General features: G+C 40.0%; 19 protein-coding genes. 12 read left to right on the forward strand and 7 right to left on the reverse strand.

The annotated features are described in order from the left end of the window. Nucleotides 1-12: 12 nt before the first annotated feature. From H6G75_RS04415 to H6G75_RS04455, 9 genes are all read left to right on the forward strand, one after another. A complete protein-coding gene (locus H6G75_RS04415) occupies nucleotides 13-2,229 on the forward strand; it encodes a class I SAM-dependent DNA methyltransferase (RefSeq protein ID WP_190978754.1) in 2,217 nt (738 codons plus the stop codon). Nucleotides 2,230-2,328: 99 nt separating this feature from the next. Beyond that, complete coding sequence (locus tag H6G75_RS04420) at nucleotides 2,329-2,643, forward strand: hypothetical protein (protein ID WP_190978755.1); 315 nt, start codon at nucleotides 2,329-2,331, stop codon at nucleotides 2,641-2,643. After that, nucleotides 2,636-3,055 carry a type II toxin-antitoxin system VapC family toxin gene (locus tag H6G75_RS04425; protein WP_190978756.1) on the forward strand — a complete coding sequence of 140 codons (420 nt, stop codon included), beginning with the start codon at nucleotides 2,636-2,638 and terminating at the stop codon, nucleotides 3,053-3,055. Before H6G75_RS04420 ends, H6G75_RS04425 begins: the two co-directional genes overlap by 8 nt. After that, on the forward strand, nucleotides 3,040-4,395 hold the full coding sequence (locus tag H6G75_RS04430; protein WP_190978757.1) for a restriction endonuclease subunit S: 1,356 nt from the start codon (nucleotides 3,040-3,042) through the stop codon (nucleotides 4,393-4,395). Before H6G75_RS04425 ends, H6G75_RS04430 begins: the two co-directional genes overlap by 16 nt. Before the next feature lie 14 nt (nucleotides 4,396-4,409). Beyond that, the gene (locus tag H6G75_RS04435) at nucleotides 4,410-4,634 is read left to right on the forward strand and encodes a type II toxin-antitoxin system Phd/YefM family antitoxin (RefSeq protein WP_190978758.1); all 225 of its coding nucleotides are present in this window, start codon (nucleotides 4,410-4,412) and stop codon (nucleotides 4,632-4,634) included. 354 nt (nucleotides 4,635-4,988) lie between these two features. Further along, nucleotides 4,989-5,924, forward strand: a complete 936-nt coding sequence (locus H6G75_RS04440) for a DUF4351 domain-containing protein (protein WP_190978759.1) — start codon at nucleotides 4,989-4,991, stop codon at nucleotides 5,922-5,924. A gap of 244 nt (nucleotides 5,925-6,168) precedes the next feature. Then, a complete protein-coding gene (locus H6G75_RS04445) occupies nucleotides 6,169-9,237 on the forward strand; it encodes a type I restriction endonuclease subunit R (protein WP_242051454.1) in 3,069 nt (1,022 codons plus the stop codon). Nucleotides 9,238-9,514: 277 nt separating this feature from the next. Then, on the forward strand, nucleotides 9,515-10,387 hold the full coding sequence (locus H6G75_RS04450) for an S-methyl-5'-thioadenosine phosphorylase (RefSeq protein ID WP_190978760.1): 873 nt from the start codon (nucleotides 9,515-9,517) through the stop codon (nucleotides 10,385-10,387). A gap of 179 nt (nucleotides 10,388-10,566) precedes the next feature. Further along, a complete protein-coding gene (locus H6G75_RS04455) occupies nucleotides 10,567-11,154 on the forward strand; it encodes a DUF1877 family protein (RefSeq protein ID WP_190978761.1) in 588 nt (195 codons plus the stop codon). A 101-nt stretch (nucleotides 11,155-11,255) separates the two neighbouring features. On the opposite strand, the gene H6G75_RS04460 is transcribed toward H6G75_RS04455, so the two are convergent. Next, on the reverse strand, nucleotides 11,256-12,287 hold the full coding sequence (locus H6G75_RS04460; RefSeq protein ID WP_190978762.1) for a hypothetical protein: 1,032 nt from the start codon (nucleotides 12,285-12,287) through the stop codon (nucleotides 11,256-11,258). Between the two features lie 282 nt (nucleotides 12,288-12,569). Here H6G75_RS04460 and H6G75_RS04465 point away from each other — a divergent pair, with 282 nt between their 5' ends. Continuing rightward, nucleotides 12,570-13,478 carry a hypothetical protein gene (locus tag H6G75_RS04465; protein WP_190978763.1) on the forward strand — a complete coding sequence of 303 codons (909 nt, stop codon included), beginning with the start codon at nucleotides 12,570-12,572 and terminating at the stop codon, nucleotides 13,476-13,478. Between the two features lie 82 nt (nucleotides 13,479-13,560). On the opposite strand, the gene ychF is transcribed toward H6G75_RS04465, so the two are convergent. The 3 genes from ychF to H6G75_RS04480 all read right to left on the reverse strand — a co-directional run bounded on the left by ychF (nucleotide 13,561) and on the right by H6G75_RS04480 (nucleotide 17,636). After that, a complete protein-coding gene (gene ychF, locus H6G75_RS04470) occupies nucleotides 13,561-14,652 on the reverse strand; it encodes a redox-regulated ATPase YchF (RefSeq protein WP_190978764.1) in 1,092 nt (363 codons plus the stop codon). Nucleotides 14,653-14,697: 45 nt separating this feature from the next. Next, on the reverse strand, nucleotides 14,698-14,919 hold the full coding sequence (locus H6G75_RS04475; protein WP_190978765.1) for a hypothetical protein: 222 nt from the start codon (nucleotides 14,917-14,919) through the stop codon (nucleotides 14,698-14,700). A gap of 188 nt (nucleotides 14,920-15,107) precedes the next feature. After that, nucleotides 15,108-17,636, reverse strand: coding sequence for a mannose-1-phosphate guanyltransferase (locus tag H6G75_RS04480; RefSeq protein WP_190978766.1), 2,529 nt, complete (start codon nucleotides 17,634-17,636; stop codon nucleotides 15,108-15,110). Nucleotides 17,637-18,116: 480 nt separating this feature from the next. Here H6G75_RS04480 and H6G75_RS04485 point away from each other — a divergent pair, with 480 nt between their 5' ends. Further along, the gene (locus tag H6G75_RS04485; protein WP_190978767.1) at nucleotides 18,117-18,308 is read left to right on the forward strand and encodes a hypothetical protein; all 192 of its coding nucleotides are present in this window, start codon (nucleotides 18,117-18,119) and stop codon (nucleotides 18,306-18,308) included. A 130-nt stretch (nucleotides 18,309-18,438) separates the two neighbouring features. Here the strand turns inward: H6G75_RS04485 and H6G75_RS04490 are convergent, their stop codons facing one another. Both H6G75_RS04490 and H6G75_RS04495 read right to left on the reverse strand, forming a co-directional pair. After that, nucleotides 18,439-19,047: a hypothetical protein gene (locus H6G75_RS04490; protein ID WP_190978768.1), complete on the reverse strand. Its 609-nt coding sequence runs from the start codon at nucleotides 19,045-19,047 to the stop codon at nucleotides 18,439-18,441. A gap of 157 nt (nucleotides 19,048-19,204) precedes the next feature. Further along, complete coding sequence (locus tag H6G75_RS04495) at nucleotides 19,205-19,792, reverse strand: thylakoid membrane photosystem I accumulation factor (RefSeq protein ID WP_190978769.1); 588 nt, start codon at nucleotides 19,790-19,792, stop codon at nucleotides 19,205-19,207. A gap of 253 nt (nucleotides 19,793-20,045) precedes the next feature. Between H6G75_RS04495 and H6G75_RS04500 the strand changes: the two genes are divergently transcribed. Then, nucleotides 20,046-21,383 carry a MurT ligase domain-containing protein gene (locus tag H6G75_RS04500; RefSeq protein WP_190978770.1) on the forward strand — a complete coding sequence of 446 codons (1,338 nt, stop codon included), beginning with the start codon at nucleotides 20,046-20,048 and terminating at the stop codon, nucleotides 21,381-21,383. Nucleotides 21,384-21,640: 257 nt separating this feature from the next. Here the strand turns inward: H6G75_RS04500 and H6G75_RS04505 are convergent, their stop codons facing one another. Further along, complete coding sequence (locus tag H6G75_RS04505; protein WP_190978771.1) at nucleotides 21,641-22,420, reverse strand: hypothetical protein; 780 nt, start codon at nucleotides 22,418-22,420, stop codon at nucleotides 21,641-21,643. Nucleotides 22,421-22,481: the final 61 nt, after the last annotated feature.

Genomic DNA, 22,481 nt, shown 5'->3' on the forward strand with positions numbered 1-22,481 from the left:
CGTAAAATATCTATGATTGCAAGTATAGAAAGTTCTACTAATCAAGAGTTAGTTGGTTTTATTTGGAGTATTGCAGACAAACTGCGTGGCCCTTATCGTCCACCCCAGTACCGCCGGGTGATGTTACCTTTGATTGTGTTGCGGCGGTTGGATGCGGTTTTGGAACCGACGAAGCAAGCGGTGTTAGAGGCTAAGGCGAAATATGCGGCGATGGGTTTGGAGGGTGAGGCTTTTGAGAAGGCGATCGCAAAAGTTGCCATTGGGGGCGATCGTCAACAACCGTTGTATAATCTCAGTGAGTTTACCTTTCAAAAATTATTAGGCGATCCTGATGGCATTGCTAGTAATTTAAGGGCTTATATTAACAGTTTCTCACCCAGAGCTAGGGATATTTTCGAGAAATTTGATTTTGATAGTGAAATTCAAAAGCTCGATGAGAGTAATCGGCTATATCTAATTATTAAAGAGTTTTGTAAGCCTGATATTGATTTATCACCGGCGAAACTTTCTAATTTACAAATGGGTTATCTATTTGAAGAATTAGTCAGGAAATTTAACGAACAAGCCAACGAAGAAGCCGGAGACCACTTTACCCCCCGTGAAGTCATTCGGCTGATGGTGAATCTGGTTTTTTGTGACGAACAAGATATCTTTAAACAAGGGATTTATCGCACAGTTTACGACCCCACAGCCGGAACAGGGGGAATGTTATCTGTGGCAGAGGAATATATTAAAAAGCAAAATTCAGCAGCGAATTTAGGGTTATTTGGGCAAGAATATAATCCTGAATCTTATGCGATTTGCTGTTCTGATTTACTGATTAAAGATGAGCCGATTAACAATCTTGTTTATGGCGATACCTTGGGAGTAAAAAACGCCAAAACCAAAAGTAATAATTTTTTACCTTATGATGGTCATCCTGATAAACAGTTTCACTATATGTTTGCTAATCCGCCTTTTGGGGTGGAATGGAAACCAGAAGAAGATTTTGTTAAAGATGAGTATGAAAATTTAGGGTTTAATGGGCGTTTTGGGGCTGGTTTACCGCGCATTAATGATGGCTCATTGTTGTTTTTACAACACATGATATCGAAAATGCACTTATCGCCAGAAGTAGGGGGCGATGGTTCGCGGATTGCCATTGTGTTTAATGGTTCGCCTTTATTTACCGGGGATGCGGGGAGTGGAGAAAGTAATATTCGCCGTTGGATTATTGAAAACGACTGGTTAGATGCAGTGGTGGCGCTACCCGATCAGATGTTTTATAATACCGGAATTTTTACTTATATTTGGTTGGTAACAAATAAAAAAGCTGCTCATCGTCGGGGAAAGGTGCAGTTAATTGATGGTACGCGCCATTTCCAGAAAATGAAAAAGAGTTTGGGTAATAAGCGCAATGAATTATCCCCAGAACATATTGCGGAACTGGTGCGGTTGTATGGGGATTTTGAGCATAATGATATTAGTGAAGTAGAGTCAGACGGACAGATAGAAAAGCGGGTTTGCTCGAAGATTTTTGATAATCATAAGTTTGGATTTCTTAAAATTACGGTAGAACGTCCGTTGCGGTTAAACTTTCAGGCGAGTGAGGAACGTTTGGCTAGGTTATCTGAACAAAAAGCATTTCAGGATTTAGCAACGAGTAAGAAGCGTAAAGATGCGAAGGTACAACAGTTAGAAATTGAGATGGGTGAAAATCTGCAAACTCAAATTATCGATGCGTTGCAGAAATTGGATGGGGGTAAACTTTATCTGTCGCGTAGTGAGTTTGAAAAAGACCTAAATCGGGTGTTAAAAAATGCAGGGTTAAGTTTAAAAGCTCCTGTCAAAAAGGCGATTTTAGCAGCTTTGGGAGAGACAGATACAGAAGCGGAAATCTGCTTTGATGCGAAGGGGAATCCTGAACCGGATAGTAATTTACGAGATACGGAAATTGTAGCTTTACCGGATGATATTACCTTGCCGTTACCGTTGGGGTATGACAAGGATGCAAGTGTAAATGAATTGGTTAAGTTGGTAAAGGAGCATTGTGAGGCATATTTGAAAGCGGAAATATTGCCCCATGTACCGGATGCTTGGATTGATTTTGATAAGACTAAGGTAGGGTATGAGATTCCGTTAAATCGTCATTTTTATGTATATCAGCCGCCTCGTCCTTTGGATGAAATTGAGAGTGATATTAAGTCTTTAGAAGCGGATATTATGGCGATGTTGGGGGAAGTGGTTTAAGAATCAAAAGATCCCCGACTTCTTAAAGAAGTCGGGGATCTGAGCCTAGTAGTGGTTTAAGGATAAAATAAAAATGTAGGCTTAGGAGATTTACAAATTATGCAAATCACAATTAATTTACCAGATAAATTAACAGAGAAGATACAAGAGCAATTGGGTAATTTACAACAAAAGATAATTGCAAGCCTTGTATTAGATGCTTTCCGAGAAGGCTTGATTGATTTTGATGAATTAAAAGATATGCTCAATTTCTTTTCTGATGCGGAATTGAATGATTTTTTAAGACAAAATAATATGCTTCATTCTGGAGGCATACTTAATTTATATGGTGCTTGTCCTGATCTTGATTTGGTAGATGACGATCTAGGGATTTCTGATGATATGGATGATTTGACTGGAGATTTTGATGAATAAAAATGCTGCGATCTATTTAATAGATACGAATGTTTGTATTAGGTATTTGAATGGTAGATCGTCTAGTATCAAAAATCACATAGATACTTTAGAGATTAATAAAATTGCAGTCTGTTCTGTGGTGAAAGCTGAGTTATTTTATGGCTCTTTGAGGAGTAACAATACTCAAAAAAATTTAAAAGTTCAAAAATCATTTTTGCAGCAGTTTGTATCTCTACCATTTGATGATCATTGTGCGGAAATTTATGGCACTGTTCGGGCAGATTTAGCCAATAAAGGAACTCCAATTAGTTTAAATGATTTACAAATAGCTTCTATTGCTTTGGCGAATAATTTAATTTTAGTTACTCATAATGTTAGGGAATTTAGCAGAGTTAACGGGTTACAGATTGAAGATTGGGAAGTTATGTAATGGGTAAGTATCAGGGTTATGGAAAGTATAAAGATTCTGGGGTTGAGTGGTTGGGGGAGATTCCTGAGCATTGGGAAGTTTGTCATATTAAAAGAGTGGCGAATGTTTCTTATGGTGTTGGCGGAGAAATTGATAAGGGTTTAACAGATGGTGTAAACCTACTTTCATTACCTAATGTCACTCAAGATGGAGTTTTAATAATTGATGATTTTGGATTTTGTGAATTAAACGAACAAGAAAAGGAAAAAGTTTTATTGCAAAAAGGCGACCTCTTATTTAATTGGAGAAATGGAAGTTCATCACATTTAGGAAAAACAGCTTATTTTGATTTAGATGGGGAATGGACTCATGTTTCATTCCTATTAAGACTTAGATTTAATGCTATCGAATCTGATTCCAAATATTTTCAATATATGTTAAATGGATTGAGAATAACTGGATTTTTTATGGTTTCAAAAGCAGGTGTAAATAACACTTTTAATCTAAACGAACTTAACAATTTAAAAGTTATTTATCCGCCACCGGATGAGCAGAAGGCGATCGCCCGCTTTCTCGACTATAAAACCAAACAAATAGACGACCTCATCGCCAAGAAAGAAGCCCTCATTGCAAAACTCGACGAAAAACGCACCGCCCTCATCAGTCACGCTGTCACCAAAGGACTAGATCCAACCGTCCCGATGAAAGATTCTGGGGTTGAGTGGCTAGGTGAAATTCCTGAGCATTGGAGTTTAATATTATTGCGACTAAGATATCTAATTGAACTAGGAAAAATGCTAGATCAACGAAGAATATCAGGAGATTATCTAGTTAAATATTTAAGAAATGTTGATGTGCAATGGGATTTTATTAATCAAAATGACTTGCCAGAAATGGATATTAATCCGAACGAGTATGAAAGGTACTTAGTAAAAAATGGTGACTTATTGGTATGTGAGGGAGGAGAGTCAGGAAGGTCAGCTATTGTTCAAGGTGTTGATGGCATTTTAGGCTTTCAAAAAGCAATACATCGTCTTAGGGTGATTGGAACAGAAGAAATTCCTAGGTTTTTATTCTATACATTCTATTATTTAGTCAAGCTTGGTGTTTTTGTTGCTGAAGGAAATCCCAATACAATTACCCATTTGACCGTGGAGAAATTAAAGCTATATAGACTACCAAGACCACCCAAAAAAGAGCAACAAGCAATAGTCACTTACTTAGATCATAAAACAGCCGAAATAAAGCAACAAAAAGCCAAGATTCAACAAGCCATTGAACTATTAAAAGAATATCGCACTGCCCTCATTACCAACGCCGTCACAGGTAAAATAGACGTGCGCCAAGTCCCCATCCCCTAACCCCAGAAACCACCATGACACAAATCACCCTTGCAGAACTTCCCGAAACCGTCCAAAACCTAATTAACCAAGCGCAAAAAACAGGCGAACCCCTCACCATCATCCAAAATGGTGTTCCCTTAGCCATCATATCCCCCATAAAGAAAAAATCCCTTTTAGAAACCTTTTCTACCCTTGAACCATTGGATGAAGAGTTTCCCGATGTAGATGAAGGATTATTACCCTTAGAGGATGTTTGAAAAGTTTTTGGCTGTGACTTTAAGTACATTCTGATCCCCCCTAACCCCCCTTAAAAAAGGGGGGAACAAGAATCAAAGTCCCCCTTTTGAAGGGGGATTTAGGGGGATCTAAAGTGTTTTGCTACTAACGAGAGGACTTTTCAAACGTCCTCTTAGATGATATTGAGTTGTAAAAATTAGTTATTAATAACGCCGTGTGCAATTGTATCTTAGACCTAACCCCCAACCCCTTCCCTACAAGGGAAGGGGAGCAAAATTCAAAGCCTATCTCCGTTTCGGGGAGAGGTTTGGAGAGGGGTTATAAAAATCAGTTCACATCGCATTATTTATACTTGTTATCTTCAAACACCATCAATGATAGACCACGATAGATTATTTAAAGAATTAATTCAAACCTTCTTTTGGGAATTTATAGAACTATTTCTACCAGAAGTATTAGACTACGTAAATAAAGACAGCCTCATATTTTTACCAGAAGAAATCTTTACAGATGTCACCTCTGGAGACAAAAGAAAAATCGACTTATTAGCCCAAGTCAAATTTAGAAAACAAGATACATATTTTCTAATTCATCTCGAAAATCAAGCATATAATCAAAAAGAATTTGAACGGCGGATGTTTCATTACTTCGCTCGTTTAGATGCCAAATATTTATTACCAATCTTCCCCATAGTTATCTTTTCCTACGACGAACCCAAACGCCCAGAAAAAAGTCAATATACAGTTAACTTTCCTAACAGAAAAATCCTGGAATTTAATTACATCGCTATTCAACTAAATAACCTCAACTGGCGCAACTTTTTAAACCAGCCAAACCCCGTTGCGGCTGCATTAATGGCAAAAATGGACTTTAAACCAGAAGAAAGAGTCCGAGTTAAACTAGAATGCTTAAGGATGTTAGTAACCTTGCAGTTAAACCCTGCTAAAATGGAACTAATTTCCGGCTTTATTGACACCTATCTCCGATTAAACGCTACAGAAGAACAAGCACTTGATACCGAATTAAAACAAGCTAACTTAGTAGAAGAGGAAGGAATCATGGAAATTGTCACCAGTTGGATGGAAAAGGGAATTGAAAGAGGAATTGAAAGGGGAATTGAAAGGGGAATTGAACAAGGGGAACAAAAAATTGTTAAAAGACAACTAAAACGACGCTTTAATAATATTGATTCTAGCTTAGAAAGCCGGATTGATTCTTTATCTGTAGAGCAAATAGAAAACCTAGCAGATGCAATTTTTGATTTCCAATCTGTAGAAGATTTGATAAATTGGTTAGACCAACAAAATTGATGAAATATTTATTGAATCATAAACTAAGAGGTTATTTATCAAGAAAAAATAAAATTATTGTAGTGGCGTGACAAGCCTTAAATGTTGCATTATAAATTTCTTGTGGGATGGGCTTCTAGCCCGTCCGGTGCGGGCAGGATGCCCACACCACAAGAGTCATTTTTATGCTCTATTTTAGCCTTGCCACGCCACTACATATATATACTACATATACTTTTAAACGCAGAGTTTTCGCTCTGAGTTTATGCTTATACTTGATTATGTTTATACTTCATACCTCATGCACACGGAAGATAAATTTGAGGACATTATTGAACGAGAACTCCTGCAAATTAGTGGCTATCACCAAGGTAAAGCAAACGAATACGACGCAGATACAGCCCTTTTCCCCAGCGAAATCATCAACTTTATCCAAACCACCCAACCTAAACAATGGGAACGCCTAGCCAGCACCAGTGATGCTGAGAAAATTATTATAGATAGCCTCACCAAAGAACTCAAAAGCCGAGGAATGCTGGATGTTCTGCGAAATGGCTTCAAATGCTATGGTAAAACCCTGCGAGTTGCTTACTTCCAGCCCAACACAGGGATGAACCCGGAAACCTTGGCACTTTATGAAAAAAATCGCCTCACCATCACCCGCCAAGTTACTATCAAAACCGGACGCATTCCCGATATTCTCCTCAGCATCAACGGTTTACCTATTGCAACTATCGAACTGAAAAACCCCTTCACCGGGACAACTTACCAAAATGCTATTCATCAATATAGAACGGAGAGAGACCCCAAAGACCCGCTATTTGCGTTTAAACAACGGTGCTTAGTTCATTTCGCTGTAGATACAGAAGAAGTTTGGATGACTACTAAGTTGGCTGGGGAAAGTACTTATTTTTTACCCTTAAATAAAGGTAATCATCACGGTGCGGGTAATCCCCCTGGGGATAATGAAGAGTATCGCACTAGTTATTTTTGGTTAGAAGTTTTACAAAAAGATAGCCTTTTGGATATCTTAGCCCGGTTTTTACATATCGAAATCAAAGAAACTAAAATTCCTACCGCCACTGGGGTTAATTACCAGAAAAAAGAAACCCTTATTTTCCCCCGCTACCATCAACTTGATGTAGTGCGTAAACTCATCACCCACGCCAAACAAAATAAAGCTGGGCATAATTATTTAATTCAACATTCAGCAGGTTCAGGAAAATCAAATTCTATCGCTTGGTTAGCCCATCGCCTCGCTAACCTCCACGACAACCAAGACGAAAAAATCTTTCATACTGTTGTCGTCATCACGGATCGCACCGTATTAGATCAACAACTGCAAAACACTATCTATCAATTTGAGCATAAAGCCGGAGTTGTCCAGAAAATTGACGAAAACACCCAACAACTCGCCACAGCCCTCAGCGACGGTGTACCGATTATTATTTCGACAATTCAGAAATTTCCTTTCATTACTAAAGCCATTGAGACTTTAGCGAAAAAAGGTAAAACCATAGACATTACTACTAAAAATAAACGCTTTGCGGTCATCGTTGATGAGGCGCATGGTTCCCAAACCGGAGAAACCGCCGCCGAACTCCGCAAAATTTTAAATAAAGATGGTATTGAATCTGCGATCGCCGCCCAATTGCTGGAAGATGAATTAGAGGAAGATGATCTCAGCGATGCAGCCAAACAACAACTCCTTAAAGAACAACTCACCCGCACCAAGCAACCCAACCTCAGTTACTTCGCTTTTACCGCCACTCCCAAACACAAAACCCAACTTGTCTTCGACGAACCAGGGGAAAACGGCCAAGTTCCCTTTCATCTCTACACCATGCGCCAAGCGATTGAGGAAGGCTATATTAAGGACGTTTTAGCGAATTACACCTGCTACGATCGCTATTACGAACTTGTCCACACTGCACAGGATGACCCTAATTTACCACGTCGCCAAGCAGCAAAGGCTGTTGCCCGATTTGTTGAACTTCATCCCCACAATATCGCTCAAAAAGTAGAAATTATCATTGAACATTTCCGCAACCATACCCGCCATAAAATTGGCGGTAGGGCGAAAGCAATGGTTGTCACCAGTTCCCGCGAACAAGCGGTTAAATATAAACGGGCTTTTGATAGATATATTCAAGACAAAGGCTATAGCGATATTAAATCCCTTGTGGCTTTCTCCGGTTCTATTATCCTTGATGAATTACCTGGACAAACATTTACTGAAGTCAACATGAATGGTGGCATCAAAACTTCAGAAATTCCTGATAAATTTGCTAGTGATGCTTATCAAGTGCTGCTTGTCGCTAACAAATTTCAAACCGGATTTGACCAGCCTTTGCTGCATACAATGTTTGTGGATAAACGACTTGATGGCGTGCAAGCTGTCCAGACTTTATCTCGCCTCAACCGTACCACTACAGGGAAAGAAGATACTTTCGTCTTAGATTTTGTCAACAAACCCGATGATATCTACAAAGCTTTTAAACCCTACTACGAAGAAACTCCCGTTGGCGAAAGCGCCGACCCGCAACAATTAAATGATTTGTCTTACCAGCTTTACGAATGGCAACTTTTTAGCCACGACGATGTAAACCAGTGGTGTGAAATTTGGTTTCGTCCGAAAACTTCTCTTACCGGAAGCGAACACAAAAAATTAAATACATTACTAGACCCAATTATTGAAAATTATAAAGCTCTCCCAGACGCAGAGAAAGAACTATTTAAAACACAACTTAGCAGCTTCCGCAATCTCTACCTATTCCTTGCTCAAATTATTCCTTATCAAGATTCTGAACTAGAAAAGCTTTATGCTTACGGGCGATTTCTCCTCAAGAAATTACCCCGCAGTCTCCAAGCTCCTAAAATAGATTTATCTGGGGATATTGAACTTAAATTTTATCGCCTGGAAAAAATCAGCGAAGGGAAAATAGATTTAACCGCAGGACAAGCCGAACCATTACGCGGTGCGATCGCCGTCGGAACTCGTCAGCCAGATAAAGAAGTCCCGCTATCCCAGCTAATTGACACCCTTAACGAACGCTTTGGTACTAACTTTACTGTAGCAGACCAGCTATTTTTTGAGCAGATTACCGAAACTGCGATCGCTAATGATTCCATTAAACAAGCGGCTCAAGTCAATACAAAAGAAAACTTTGCCCCGGTTCTAGACAAGCATCTGGAAAATCTATTTATCGAACGCATGGATGGTAACGAAAAAATCTTCATGCAAGTGATGAATAGTGAAGAGTTTAAAGCAGTTGTGTTTGAGAAATTACTATCCAGTATTTATGAGAGTATCAAAAGCGAACAGTTAGATTAGTAGATGAGGTGCGGGTGCGATCGTATAAATATACTTTGCTGATGTTGAATAAACTAGGACTTACGCAAACACTCTCTCCAACTCTTATAACTTCGTGTCCTTTGCGTCCTTTGCGGTACCCTGCGGGAAGCCGCTTGCGCGTCTACGTTTCTTCATACTTTTGCGTAAGTCCTGTAAACGTAAAATTATACACATCTTCACTAAACTAATTTTTTTCAGCCTCAGTCCTACACCTGTGTAAAATAACTAGGCAGATCAGCAACAGGTATCAAAAAATATGGTTAACCCTAAGATTGGCATTATTGGCGGTAGTGGACTATATAAAATGGCCGCCTTGCAGAATGTCGAAGAAGTGCAAATCGAAACCCCCTTCGGTTCCCCTTCCGATGCTGTAATTGTAGGAACACTAGAAGGAACGCAGGTAGCTTTTTTGGCACGTCATGGGCGCAATCATACCTTATTACCTTCCGAATTACCTTTTCGTGCCAACATCTATGCAATGAAAAAATTGGGTGTAGAGTATTTAATTTCGGCTAGTGCGGTGGGTTCTTTAAAAGCCGAAGCCAAACCATTAGATATGGTAATACCAGACCAGTTTATCGATCGCACAAAAAATCGCATTTCCACCTTTTTTGGGGAAGGAATTGTGGCGCATATTGCCTTTGGTGATCCGATTTGTCACAATTTAGCTGGAGTTTTAGCAGAGGCGATCGCATCTCTCAATTTACCAGATGTTACCCTACATCGCGGCGGCACATATATCTGTATGGAAGGGCCAGCATTTTCCACCAAAGCCGAATCTAACCTGTACCGCAGTTGGGGCGCAACAGTAATTGGGATGACCAACTTACCCGAAGCCAAATTAGCCAGAGAAGCCGAAATTGCCTACGCAACCTTAGCACTAGTCACCGATTACGATTGTTGGCATCCAGATCATGATAGCGTCACAGTCGAGATGGTAATTGGTAACTTGCAACGCAACGCCGTCAACGCCCAAAAAGTAATACAAGAAACTGTCCGCCGTTTGAGTAAAAATCCCCCACCCAGCGACGCACACTCAGCCTTGAAATATGCAATTTTGACTCAGTTAGATAAAGCACCAACAGCCACCAAAGAAAAATTACATCTATTGTTACAAAAGTATTTATAAATGTAGGTTGGGTGAAGCACAGCGCAATTCAACCTTGTATATTGAGGGAAGTAATGAGTAATGAGTCATAACTTTACTTATTACTCATTACTTAATACTCATGGGACAACTAGAATGGGATGATCAACAATTTCGGAGTCTGTGGCTGAAATACAATCCTGGAATAATTGATGATTTGTATGTCTATTGAACTGAGACTGTTAAAAGTTAATTACAATACACTCCATGACATTGAATCATTCTTAATTCAATGGGCTGAGAATTATGATGGAGGAACTGATGATTCTTTTGAAGTTAATAACGGTTTTCCAGAGGTATTATATTTTCTGCTGACTGGTTCAACTGACATATCAGCAGCATGGTTCAGTGATTCTAAATTATTAGTCCAAGAAATATCAATACCGAACTATGAAAATGTTTTGTTGGTTGATGCTTTAGCTGGCGGAAGATGTTTAAAATCATTACGTTCTCATGGACTGATAGCAACTTGTTTAACAGTTGAACAGGTTCAGGAAGTTGCTCAAGCTTTGTCTAAAATTGCTCAAGAAGATTTAGCATCACGTTGGGATGCTTTAAATCTATTCGCTAGTGCAGAACGTCGTAAAATAATTGGTAGTTTGGAGAAGTTACAACCAAACTTTAGGAACTTGGAACAGTCTGTAGAGAACATTGAAGATTTCTCTGAATATTTTATCAACGAATTTGTTGCTTACTATATTAATGCTGCTCAAAATAATATGGGAATTGTAATTCTTGATTGCACTTAAGAGGATGTTTTAAAACATCCTCTTAGTTAGTATGAATCATACATTTGTAACTGATTTGTGACACATACTCATTTAATTAAGTGTCCATAATACTATTATTTTCAATTTGTTTCTTGAATTTGTAGGCGGATAGTGTGATCAGTTGTTCCACTCAGTTGCAGTTCCATAATTTCTGTACCGAGGGGTTCAATGGAACTGAGAAGAGAGCGCAGGTTTGGCGTACTTGCACCTGTATCGACATACAATCTATCGGCTAAACTGCTGATGCGTTTCCATGTCATGTATAACTTGCCAATCATTTGTTCCATTTGCGATGCTTGATTGACTAAATCAGCTGCAACGCTTAAACAGCCGACTCTGTGCGCTTCTTCTAAGGCGGTTTCTATGTCTACATCTTCTTTAACTAGTGCTTGGACTTGTGCCGCAGATTTGAGATATTTGGCTAACTGACGCGCTTCTGTAGTTACTTGCTTGATGGTGTCTACGTCAGGGTTGGCAATAATTTCTTTTTGAATAAATTTTTGGTGCTGTTCTGGTAACTTTTCCATTTCCTTTACCAATGGCGCAATGTAGCGGGGTGGTAAGGAATTATCTGCGGCTTTTACCTTGACTGGTTCCGGGATTAAATCGGAAGACATCGCCATCCATTCATCGGTGAGTTGGCGGACTTCGCGCCGGGTGATGCGATCGCCTTTTTGGGCGGCTTCACTCACCATTTGCTGTACTTCTGGGGCAGATTTCGCCGTTTCGACAAAGGCGCGTTTGCTAAAGTTATTGACTGCGGCTGGTTCTAGCCTACCTTCTTCTAAAAGGGTATCGGCACTGTTGGCTAGTTGAATCCAAGAATAAGCTTGGCTCTTGCTAATTTCTCTTTCTTTTAGCCATTTGAGAAAGCCAGTACCCCGTCCATCGCCGCCTTTTTTTTCTCTGTCGCGCACAGCCCTTAAAATTCGTCCCCGCCAAATTTCTGTTTGCAGATCAAAGCGATCGCATACTTGCCAAGCTATATCTAACTGCTGTAAAAAATCAGACTCAGGAATTTGCTCATCTTCTGGGTCTGGTAGTTCAAAACTAAGATCAGTAGGCTGTTGTAGGGCAGCAGCAAGGTCATTAATAGCGTCGGTATCTTGCACGGTGGATGACTGACTAAAATATGCGTCGGCTTATTATGACACAATCTTTAGGGAGTGGGAAATAAGATACAGATCAGCTAGTACAAGCCTAGTTTGACGAAACTCAAAAATATTACTTAGCTAATTGGCGTTGACGTTGCGATCGCTACATGACATCTTTGATGAAACAAAAGAGCGATCGTCGGGATTAGATGTGATTGAGCATCAACTAACAAACTCTTTATGACGGATGCTGATTACTGCGTATATTCAGCGACGTAAATATAATTTCGTTCCAGCAATATGCCAAGATTTTTCAAGTTAATCATCAATATAGTATGTTTGGGAGCATTGCTAATCTTATGCCAACAAGTCTGGGCGCAAGAATGGCAACCTGTACGTGGTGGCATTCCCTTTGGTATTAGTGGTATAGCTTTGTTAGGACAACAAAATAATTCTCTAGAATTTTTGATTGTCCATGATAACAAACAAAAAAATCAAGGTCGCCTAGCAACTATTAAGATTCAAAGTAAAAATGCCCCTGAGTATTTACCTTTAAATTGGCAAAATAATCTAGCGTTACCAATAGATTTAGAAGCTTTAACCTCTGTTCCCAAAAACAGTAATGATTTTATTGCTTTTGCTAGTTCAGGAAAAGCCTATCATTTAAAATTCCAGCCTAATAGTAAAACTATTTCTGTAATTAAAGAATTTAGTCTTTCAAATATTCCTCCAGAAAGTAACTTTGAAGCCTTTGCACTGCAAGATATCGATAACAAATTAGTTGCTGTTTGGGCGCATCGTGGTGAAGCAGAACAACCAGCAATTATTTATTGGGGAAAATTAGATTTACAAAAATATCAAATAACTACTCTTGGTTCTGCTAATTTTACAGTTCCCTTTCCTTTAGGAAATGTGCGGCATATTTCTGATTTAAAAATAGACTCTGCTGGAATTGTCTATGTCACTTCAGCCAGTGATGCAGGAGATGATGGCCCATTTCAATCAGCAGTATATGTTGCAGGTTACGTGGGATGGAGTGGTAATAAATTAGTTTGGCGGCAAAGTTCACAATTAGTTCCACTCCATCGCAGTGATTATCACAAAATTGAAGGTATGGAACTAGTACCCGGTATTGCAGGTGGATTAATTGTGGGTACTGATGATGAAAATTTTGGTTCCTATGTGTATATGGTAGGCGGAAGTAATTAAGGCAAACTTTGGCGGATGTAATGGTATAAGGGTGAAGGTCTTTTATACCCTTACACCCATTCACCCTTACACCCTCATTAACCTACACATTAAATAGGAATAACATCACATCTCCTTCTTGTACGATGTACTCTTTGCCTTCACTTCTAACTAAGCCTTTTTCTTTGGCACTTTTCATCGAACCACTTGCTACCAAATCATCATACGCAACAGTTTCAGCGCGAATAAATCCACGTTCAAAATCAGAGTGAATCACACCTGCGGCTTGGGGTGCAGACATACCAGCGTTAATTGTCCAAGCACGGCTTTCTTTGGGGCCGCTAGTGAAATAAGTCCGCAAACCTAACAAGGTATAAGTCGCGCGAATCAAAGATTTTAACCCGCCTTCTTTCACACCTAAAGATTCTAAGAAATCTGCTTTGTCTTCTTCAGCTAATTCCACTAATTCTGCTTCTACTTGAGCAGAAACGATGACGACTTGAGCATTTTCTTGTGAGGCAATTTGTCGGACTTTTTCGACAAATTCATTACCTGTAGCTAAGTCATCTTCTGAAACATTGGCAGCGTAAATAATCGGTTTACTGGTGAGCAGTCCTAGCCCTTGAATAATGGCTGCTTCTTCTTCATTTAAACTGACTTGACGGACAGATTTACCTTCGTTTAAGGCTGCTACTAATTTTTCGAGAACTGTAATTTCAAACTGAGCGTCTTTGCTGGTGCGGGCTTGTTTGCGGGTACGTTCAATGCGGCGTTCAATTTGGGCTAAGTCGGATAAACCGAGTTCTAAATTGATAATTTCAATATCCCGCGCTGGATCAACAGAACCAGCAACGTGGATAATATCATCATTCTCAAAACAACGTACCACATGAACGATCGCATCAACTTCTCGAATGTGGGATAAAAATTGGTTCCCCAACCCTTCACCTTGACTCGCACCTTTGACTAAACCGGCAATATCCACAAACTCAACACGGGCTGGGATAATTTGTACCGAACCAGCAATTTGCGAAAGCACGTTTAACCGCTCATCCGGTACTGAGACAACGCCGACATTCGGTTCAATCGTGCAGAAGGGAAAGTTAGCAGCCTCCGCTTTAGCATTGGCTACTAAGGCATTAAACAAAGTAGATTTTCCGACGTTGGGAAGTCCGACAATTCCGGCTCTTAGCATTTTGGATTTTAGATTTTAGATTTTGGCTCAAACTACTAAGATAATTCAAACAGGTTCAGGTATGGTTTGGGGAATTGGCCCAGGAACAGTTTGCGGAATTGGTGCAGGTACAGTTTCTGGTACAGGCCCCGGTATTGGTTGGGGAATGGGTGCAGGTACGGGTTCTGGCGCTGGTTGAGGAATTTTTGGTTCAGGCGTTGGTAGGGGGTTTGGTTGCGGTGTCGGAATTTGGGGGTCGGGAATTGAAATAGCTTGAATATCAATCATGGGTAGTTCTTAAATTACCTGACTTCCTCAAGCTAGATGATTACCCTTGATGCTGACATCTTCCTAAAAAGTGGGAAAAAATCTGAAGTATGAAGTCTAAAGTATGAAATAGAGCTTCAGATCCCCGACTTCTTTAAGAAGTCGGGGATCTTTTGTCTGCTATCTACCCTTGCAAAGCAAAGAAATTTTCAAACTTCTGCGGGGTGATATTCTTGCTGTCTTTCCACAAAAGTTTGGACGCGGTGGCGGTAGTTGCGGATGGTGTCGTCTACCCAATCGCGATCGCTACTATTGGCGTATAAATGTACTAATGGCTCACTGGCATCGGGTAAAACTAACAGCCAATTGTCATCGAATGGTTGACCAATTTTCACGCCATCGATGAGTTCGAGGTTTTGGGCTGGGTGGGTTTCTACTAAGTAGCGCATCAATGCACCCTTAGCAGTCCAAGGACAGCGAATTGTTTGGGTTCTGTGAATGACGCGGGGTAATTCGGAACGTGCAGTAGCCAGCGATCGCTCTTGAATTGTTAACATTTCTATTATTTTGGCGATGCAGAACATAGAATCAAACCCCGGATGCAGTTGCGGGAAAATAAAACCAGTATCACCACTACCACCCAGAACTACATTAGAATTTTTTTGGCAAGCTTCCATTAAAGCGGTTGGGTTAGCCTTCGTCCGAATCACTCTCCCATCATGGCGACGGGCGACTTGTTCCACCGCACTAGAGGCGTGAACTGGGACAACTACTGTACCTCTGGGATTAGATGTCAATATCATATCCACCATTAAGGCGGTTAACATTTCCCCACGAATGGGAAAGCCTGATTCATCAACTAAAATTAGCTGTTCGCCATTGGCTGAGACTTGCACACCAAAGTTAGCTTTCAGGGCTTCCACCACATGACCTAACTGGGTTAATAAGGCTTCGCGGTCAGCCGTAGTAACAGCGTGTTTATTTAAGCTGGCGTTGAGTACCACTGCATCCGCACCGAATTTATCCAGCATTTGGGGTAAAACTGCCCCAGAGACAGCATAAACATAGTCAATGACGATTTTGGCACGACTGTTGGTGAGGGTAGAAACGTGGAGAAGTTTTTCAAAGGCGGTGCAGTAACTGTCAATAACTTGACTGGGATAAGCGACATCGCCAACTTCATGAATCAACGCCCGACGCATATCTTCTTTAAAATATGCCCCTTCAATTTTCTTTTCTTGGGCTTTGGAAATATTAATCCCTTTGCCATCCATGAATTCTATTAAGATGTAGTCGGGGCGATCGGGATGGACTCTGACATGGATACCGCCAGCCACCGACATCATCGGAATAACCGTCCGGGCGATGGGGATAGCGGTAGCATCAAGGTTTTGAATATCAACCCCTACAGACATTAAACCGGCAATTAGCGATCGCGTCACCATCCGCGAAATGTTCCGTTGGTCTCTCGATACTGTAACTTTGGAACCTGGTTTTAAAATCGAACCATAAGCCGAACCTAAGCGCACCGCAAATTCTGGGGTAATGTCGATATTTGCCAAACCTTGTACGCCACGTTGACCAAACAAGTTGCGTTGGGCAGTATTCCCCCAAATCAAGTTGATGTTTAAAATTGCACCAGACTCTATTTTCTTACTCGGCCAAACACGCACACTAGTACTAATTTGCGCTTCTTCTCCCACCGTAGATAACGAACCCACTACCGCAGCTTCTAATACATGGGCGCGACGGTCTACACGGCTACCACGGGAAATCACACAGGCACTTAATTGGGCTTCTTCACCAATAAACGCCCCATTCCACACAATTGGACGCTTCAGGTTAGCATCAGCCCCAAGAGTGACGTTATCACCAATGACTGTTCCAGCTTCAATTTGAACTCTCGCCCCAATGCGGCAATTATCGCCAATCATGGCAGGAGTTTCAATATGGGCTGTTGCATCGATAAAAGTATTCTGTCCTACCCAAACACCAGGCGAAACTTCTTCATAAGCAAATTCGAGTTTTACCTTCCGGTCTAAAGCATCATATTGTGCTTCCCGATAAGCATCTAAATGGCCGACATCGCACCAGTAACCTTGGGCGATATAGCCATACATCGGCTCATTTTTGGCTAAAAGTAATGGAAACAAATCTTTAGAGAAATCTGTTTCGGTATTAGCTGGTAAATAATCTAAAACTTCGGGTTCAAGAATGTATGTCCCGGTGTTGACTGTATCGGAAAAAATTTCGCTTGTAGATGGTTTTTCTAAAAATCGTTTAATTTTACCTTCTTCGTCGGTAATGACGACCCCAAATTCAATGGGGTTAGGAACCCTAGTTAAAATCAAAGTGGCTTTTGATTGTTTTTGTTTATGAAATTCAATTGCTGCTGTTAAATCAAAATCTGTGATGCTATCGCCACTAATTACTAAAAAAGTTTCATCTAGTAGTTCGGCAATATTTTTCACGCAGCCCGCAGTCCCCAACGGCTGATCTTCTTCCACAGCGTAGGTCATTTGTACGCCAAAATCGCTACCATCTTGAAAGTAGTCACGCAAGACATCGGGTAAATAATGTAATGTGGCAATGACTTCGGTGATTTGATGTCTTTTGAGCAGATTGATAATATGTTCAGCAATGGGTCGATTGAGAATCGGCACCATTGGTTTAGGTAAATCACAAGTTAAAGGACGAAGCCTTGTTCCGGAACCGCCTGCCATCAGTACTGCACGCATAAATCCTCCTAAGATTATTTGCAGCCTTAACTGCTTGTAAACCTATGAAAATATTTCGGTTTTATTTTTAGTGTCTTATAGATGTTCTGAGTTTAGGAACTTCCACAAGAGACATCTACGAAGTGTTAAGCATATTTACTCAACACATTAGCCTGTCTAGAAAAATAAAGAAATGTTTCTAAAAATCGAGTTTATTTATTATGCCAGTTTCCTATACTGTTGCGGTAGCAAGAAAGTAGAAAAAAGAACATAAAAATCTAGAATAGTATATTCTTTTTATTTTTATAATTTAGCTTCCTGGTTAAATAGCAACAATGTTGGATGTTAATTTACACTGGAATCAGAGAAGATGCGATCGCATCCTCAACAGGTCAGAAAATCAATACTAAATTCTCGCTTGTTAGTATAAATTAATAATTGTTGAGAGATTTTGATAAATCTTAACTTAAAATCAGCCAGTACTGAATGGAGTTCCTGAAAATGAGCAAATTAATCGTCTTTGTTTTGCTAGTAGGTTATGTCGGTTTAGGTTGGAAGTTTTGGAAGGGATTTACCAGGACTAACTTTACACCATCCTTACTCAATCGGGTTGCTTTATCTTTGTTATGGCCTGTTTTATTTATCGCTAATCAATCCTATCGCCGCAATTTTAGAAAAGCGTTGAAGGGATAGGTGTTAATTTTAAATTTACCAGTATCGACCTGTAGCGATCGCCTATATCTTAAAAAAGTTTAGTGAGTAGTTTCTTGAAATTCCAGAGTTTTAGACCCCCGACTTCTTAAAGAAGTCGGGGGTCTTGTACTTAACCAATAGGTAAATTGCCTGGGTTAACTGCGTGAATATATTCACTACCAGAATGTGGTCTACCACGTTTATATCTGGCTTCTTCAGGATTACCCCATCCTAGCTGTAAAATCATCTCTAAAAAGTTAGGATTTTCCCACTTCCATAAACTTGCCCACTCAGTTCTGTGAGCAATTCTTTGGATATCATCTGTAGTAATTTGTTGATATTGCTTACTGTTATTAAAACTTAAATATAAATCCATATCACTGGTTACTTCATACCAAAACTTCAATATCGCATCTTTGGCAGATTGTAATATGGCGATATCACTAGTCAACCCTACTAATTCGGTATCTACTTCTGGATAGCGCAAAGTTTTGCCTTTGACTGTCATTTCGCGCCAGACAATACCGGAAACATGATGTTCTCTTTGATAGTTGTGAATAGCCGCTTTAAAATCTTGATAGGCAGTAAACTTTTGGAACCCCTCGGTTCTGATAAACTGGTCTATTACAGGATTGCCAGAGACTGTTACTTCTAACTTCAGACGCTCTCCTTTTAGACAAGCTTGGCGTTCGGCTGCCAAAATTTGGATTAGCTCTTCGGTAGTGTAAACTTTTGACATTAGTTATTTAGTCAAGGGTCAATAGTCAATAGTTTTGAACTATGAATTTCCGTATGTGTGAAAATTGGTTATTTCAACATTATCCTTTGCTTGATTGGTGATGCAGTAGCCCACAGTACTAAAAATTAGGGTAGACCATCTCAGTCTACCCTGGCAGTTATTTGGCTAACTCACTGCTAAATTCATTAAAGGAACGGCGCTTTAATTCTACTGATTCAGAGCGCGGTAATAAATCAAACACTTCTCGGAATTTATCGTCTATTTCCTCAAAGGGTACTTGACCTTTTTTATTTAACAATACTTGCCCTGATTGGTTAAACACCACAACTTGAGGCACACCCCCAGAATAGTAATATCCTGGTTCTGTGGGATCATATTTTTCTTTGACTGGAATTGTATCAACATCAATCGGGATGATCTCTGCTACTCGTCCGTAAAACTCTTGGACACGAGAAATTACAATGGCATATTTTTTGCAATCGCTACTGTCATCCACATAAAATGCTAAAAATGCAGGTTTATGTTCTGTTAAAGTCTGTGCGAGTGTCTGTCTGGGTGGAACTAAGGAACCATTGCCAGCATAAACGACAAACATATTGCCATCATAATTATCATCATTAATACCAGCATAAGCCGGTTGAATACTGAACATCAGTAAACACACAAGCAATAACAGGCATTTCGATATCAAGCGTCGCCAGTCAGCCATACGTTCTTGTAAAAAAAACAACTTTGTAATATTCATCAAAAGGAACCTTGCAAGCTACGATTTGTCGTAAGTTTGTGCTGAATTCGGCAACCTGGGCTGGATAAGTAATTACACCCGCGCACTATTTTTTAAGATAACGTCTTACGGATGAAGTATGAAGTATGAAGTCTGAAATTTCTTTTTCACACTTCATACTTTCTAAGTGCTGGCTTTTTGAGCCAGGATTCGCTAAACTCACAGGATTAAATTTGCAACTAGATAGATTAATTAGCAAGATTAAGGTAAAGAAGTGGGCAAGAAAATTAAACTCATAGATAGACTGCGCCTCGGTTTGGCGGTATCGGTGGCGAAAACTGTAACATTTGCGGTGCGATCGCTGCGCCTGGGTGCTGCTAGTGTATTACCAGGGTCGATTGCACGGCGGATTGAACCTCGACTGTTGCAATTGTTGAGTCAGCAGGTAAAAAATGGCGTAATTCTCATCGCGGGGACGAATGGTAAAACAACTACGTCGCTGCTGTTAAAAACCATTTTGGAACGTAAAGGCTACCACATCGCCCATAACTCCACAGGTGCAAACCTGGAAAATGGCTTGATGACAGCTTTACTAGAAAACACTAACTTGGTGGGGACGCTGGATGCTGACTACGCCATTTTGGAAGTAGATGAAAATATCGTCCCCAAGGTATTAACACCACTCCAGCCGCGTATTATTCTGTGTTTAAACTTGTTCCGTGACCAACTCGACAGGTACGGCGAAGTAGACACCATCAGTAAACGTTGGACAAAGGTAATTTCTACACTTCCCAAAGAAACAGTAGTAATTCCCAATGCTGATGACCCGACTTTATCGCATCTTGGTCAGCAGTTACCGCAACGGGTGTTATTCTTTGGCTTGAATGAACCAGAACAATATCTAGAATCAATTCAACACGCCGTAGATTCTATTTATTGCCCTAATTGTGGACATTCTTTAGATTATCAAGGTGTGTACTTGTCTCATTTGGGAGATTTTACTTGTCCGAGTTGTGGTTTTAGCAAGAGTAAACCAACTCTCGAAAGTAGCGAATGGGGACAAATTCTGGTTGGTTTGTATAACAAATACAATACTTTAGCTGCTGCCACTGCGGCTATTGAATTGGGTGTTGATGAAACCACAATTAGAGATACTATTAATAATTTCCAAGCTGCTTTCGGTAGGGCGGAAGATTTAATTATTGATGGGAAAAAGGTGAGAATTTTATTATCAAAAAATCCTGTAGGGACAAATGAGACTATTCGAGTAGTGAATCAAAGTACTGATAAAACTACACTCATGGTTTTAAACGATCGCACCCCCGATGGTACTGATGTATCCTGGATTTGGGATGTGGATACAGAAAAATTAGTCGAACGTGGCGGAACTATTGTGGTGAGTGGCGATCGCGTTTATGATATGGCGTTACGTCTGCGTTATAGCGAAAATTCTGTGGAGAGTAATTTAAACTTAATTGTCGAGGAAGACTTGAAGCAAGCGATCGCAACTGCCCTCAAGCATACACCAGACAACGAAACCCTGCATATTCTCCCTACATATTCCGCCATGTTAGAAGTGCGCGAAGTTCTCACCGGCAGAAAAATTCTTTAGAGAATGGGGAATTAAGAAGCTTTTTTATAATTTTTCTCATCTCCCGCATCTTTCTCATATAGCAATCCAAATTGATTTATGAGAAAACACGTAGATTTGTCCTCAAAACTAAAAGTCACATTTTATTCAGCCCTGGCGATTATAAATCGCGGCTATACAGACAAAACCCGCCTGCGCGGGTTATTTTATTAAGTCCACGTAGGTGGACTTCGTTTGTGTAGTAGCGAATTCCATTCGCCCTAGTTCTAAATTTTTCCCTAAACTAAATAACTGGTATTCGGAACAATCGGAAAGAAAGCATATTCATACCAAGCCGTCCAGATAAAACTTCTCAACCACCGTTGACGCTTTTCGGGAGTAAATTCATATTCAAATACTCCATTAGATGTATCAATCGAAGATAGGTGAGAATTACAACCACAACCATGTTGATAGGTAAATCCATATTTAGAGGCGATACTCTGCACCTTCATTTGCATCGCAAAAACCTTACCTGCGTGTAATATCGCATCCCAAGAACGCTTATGTTTGATATCTCGCTTATCAAACCTTAAGGCGCGTTCTTCAAATACATGATCGCGGTAAATTGGTGCTAAATGCACATGATAAAAACTTGCTGGTAGTTCATAGCCAAATTCTTGAAAAAGTTCTATTCCTATCCGCGCTACTTTTAATTCATTGACAAACTCTTCGCCCTTAGATTCTAAATCTTGCAGCAGTGTATTAAAATCAGGATAGCTAGTTTTTATAAAGTCATAACCGTAAAATTCTAGGGTTTCCCAAGCTAATTTTCCAAATAGTTGGGAGAATGACGATTTGAGATATTCTAGTTCTGGACGTTCGTTAAATAAGTCAACATCACCCTGTTCTAACTTATATTGAAATAACTGTGCCATCTCAACATAACTTTGGGGTTCAGGGATGCCTACATCTGCCAATCCGTTAGCAATATCTTGCCATATAGAAGGTAGTTGAGACACAGAAACTGCATTTTCATACGCAATTACCGTCAAATTGGGAGCTTCAATCGCTTGCATATAATCTCCATTGAGATATGAAAAGTTTTTCAATTAGTTAAACAAAGTTAACTTTTTGGGA

The sequence above is a fragment of the Nostoc sp. FACHB-280 genome, from assembly GCF_014697615.1.
In the GTDB taxonomy this organism is placed as follows: Bacteria; Cyanobacteriota; Cyanobacteriia; order Cyanobacteriales; family Nostocaceae; genus Nostoc_B.

Coding starts and splice junctions, on each gene's coding strand:
- H6G75_RS04495 (WP_190978769.1), bottom strand. CDS start 19,792: ATGAATATTACAAAGTTGTTTTTTTTACAAGAACGTATGGCTGACTGG.
- H6G75_RS04475 (WP_190978765.1), bottom strand. CDS start 14,919: ATGATTGATATTCAAGCTATTTCAATTCCCGACCCCCAAATTCCGACA.
- H6G75_RS04450 (WP_190978760.1), top strand. CDS start 9,515: ATGGTTAACCCTAAGATTGGCATTATTGGCGGTAGTGGACTATATAAA.
- H6G75_RS04490 (WP_190978768.1), bottom strand. CDS start 19,047: ATGTCAAAAGTTTACACTACCGAAGAGCTAATCCAAATTTTGGCAGCC.
- H6G75_RS04455 (WP_190978761.1), top strand. CDS start 10,567: ATGTCTATTGAACTGAGACTGTTAAAAGTTAATTACAATACACTCCAT.
- H6G75_RS04435 (WP_190978758.1), top strand. CDS start 4,410: ATGACACAAATCACCCTTGCAGAACTTCCCGAAACCGTCCAAAACCTA.
- H6G75_RS04415 (WP_190978754.1), top strand. CDS start 13: ATGATTGCAAGTATAGAAAGTTCTACTAATCAAGAGTTAGTTGGTTTT.
- H6G75_RS04440 (WP_190978759.1), top strand. CDS start 4,989: ATGATAGACCACGATAGATTATTTAAAGAATTAATTCAAACCTTCTTT.
- H6G75_RS04420 (WP_190978755.1), top strand. CDS start 2,329: ATGCAAATCACAATTAATTTACCAGATAAATTAACAGAGAAGATACAA.
- H6G75_RS04505 (WP_190978771.1), bottom strand. CDS start 22,420: ATGCAAGCGATTGAAGCTCCCAATTTGACGGTAATTGCGTATGAAAAT.
- ychF (WP_190978764.1), bottom strand. CDS start 14,652: ATGCTAAGAGCCGGAATTGTCGGACTTCCCAACGTCGGAAAATCTACT.
- H6G75_RS04445 (WP_242051454.1), top strand. CDS start 6,169: ATGCTTATACTTGATTATGTTTATACTTCATACCTCATGCACACGGAA.
- H6G75_RS04465 (WP_190978763.1), top strand. CDS start 12,570: ATGCCAAGATTTTTCAAGTTAATCATCAATATAGTATGTTTGGGAGCA.
- H6G75_RS04425 (WP_190978756.1), top strand. CDS start 2,636: ATGAATAAAAATGCTGCGATCTATTTAATAGATACGAATGTTTGTATT.
- H6G75_RS04480 (WP_190978766.1), bottom strand. CDS start 17,636: ATGCGTGCAGTACTGATGGCAGGCGGTTCCGGAACAAGGCTTCGTCCT.
- H6G75_RS04485 (WP_190978767.1), top strand. CDS start 18,117: ATGAGCAAATTAATCGTCTTTGTTTTGCTAGTAGGTTATGTCGGTTTA.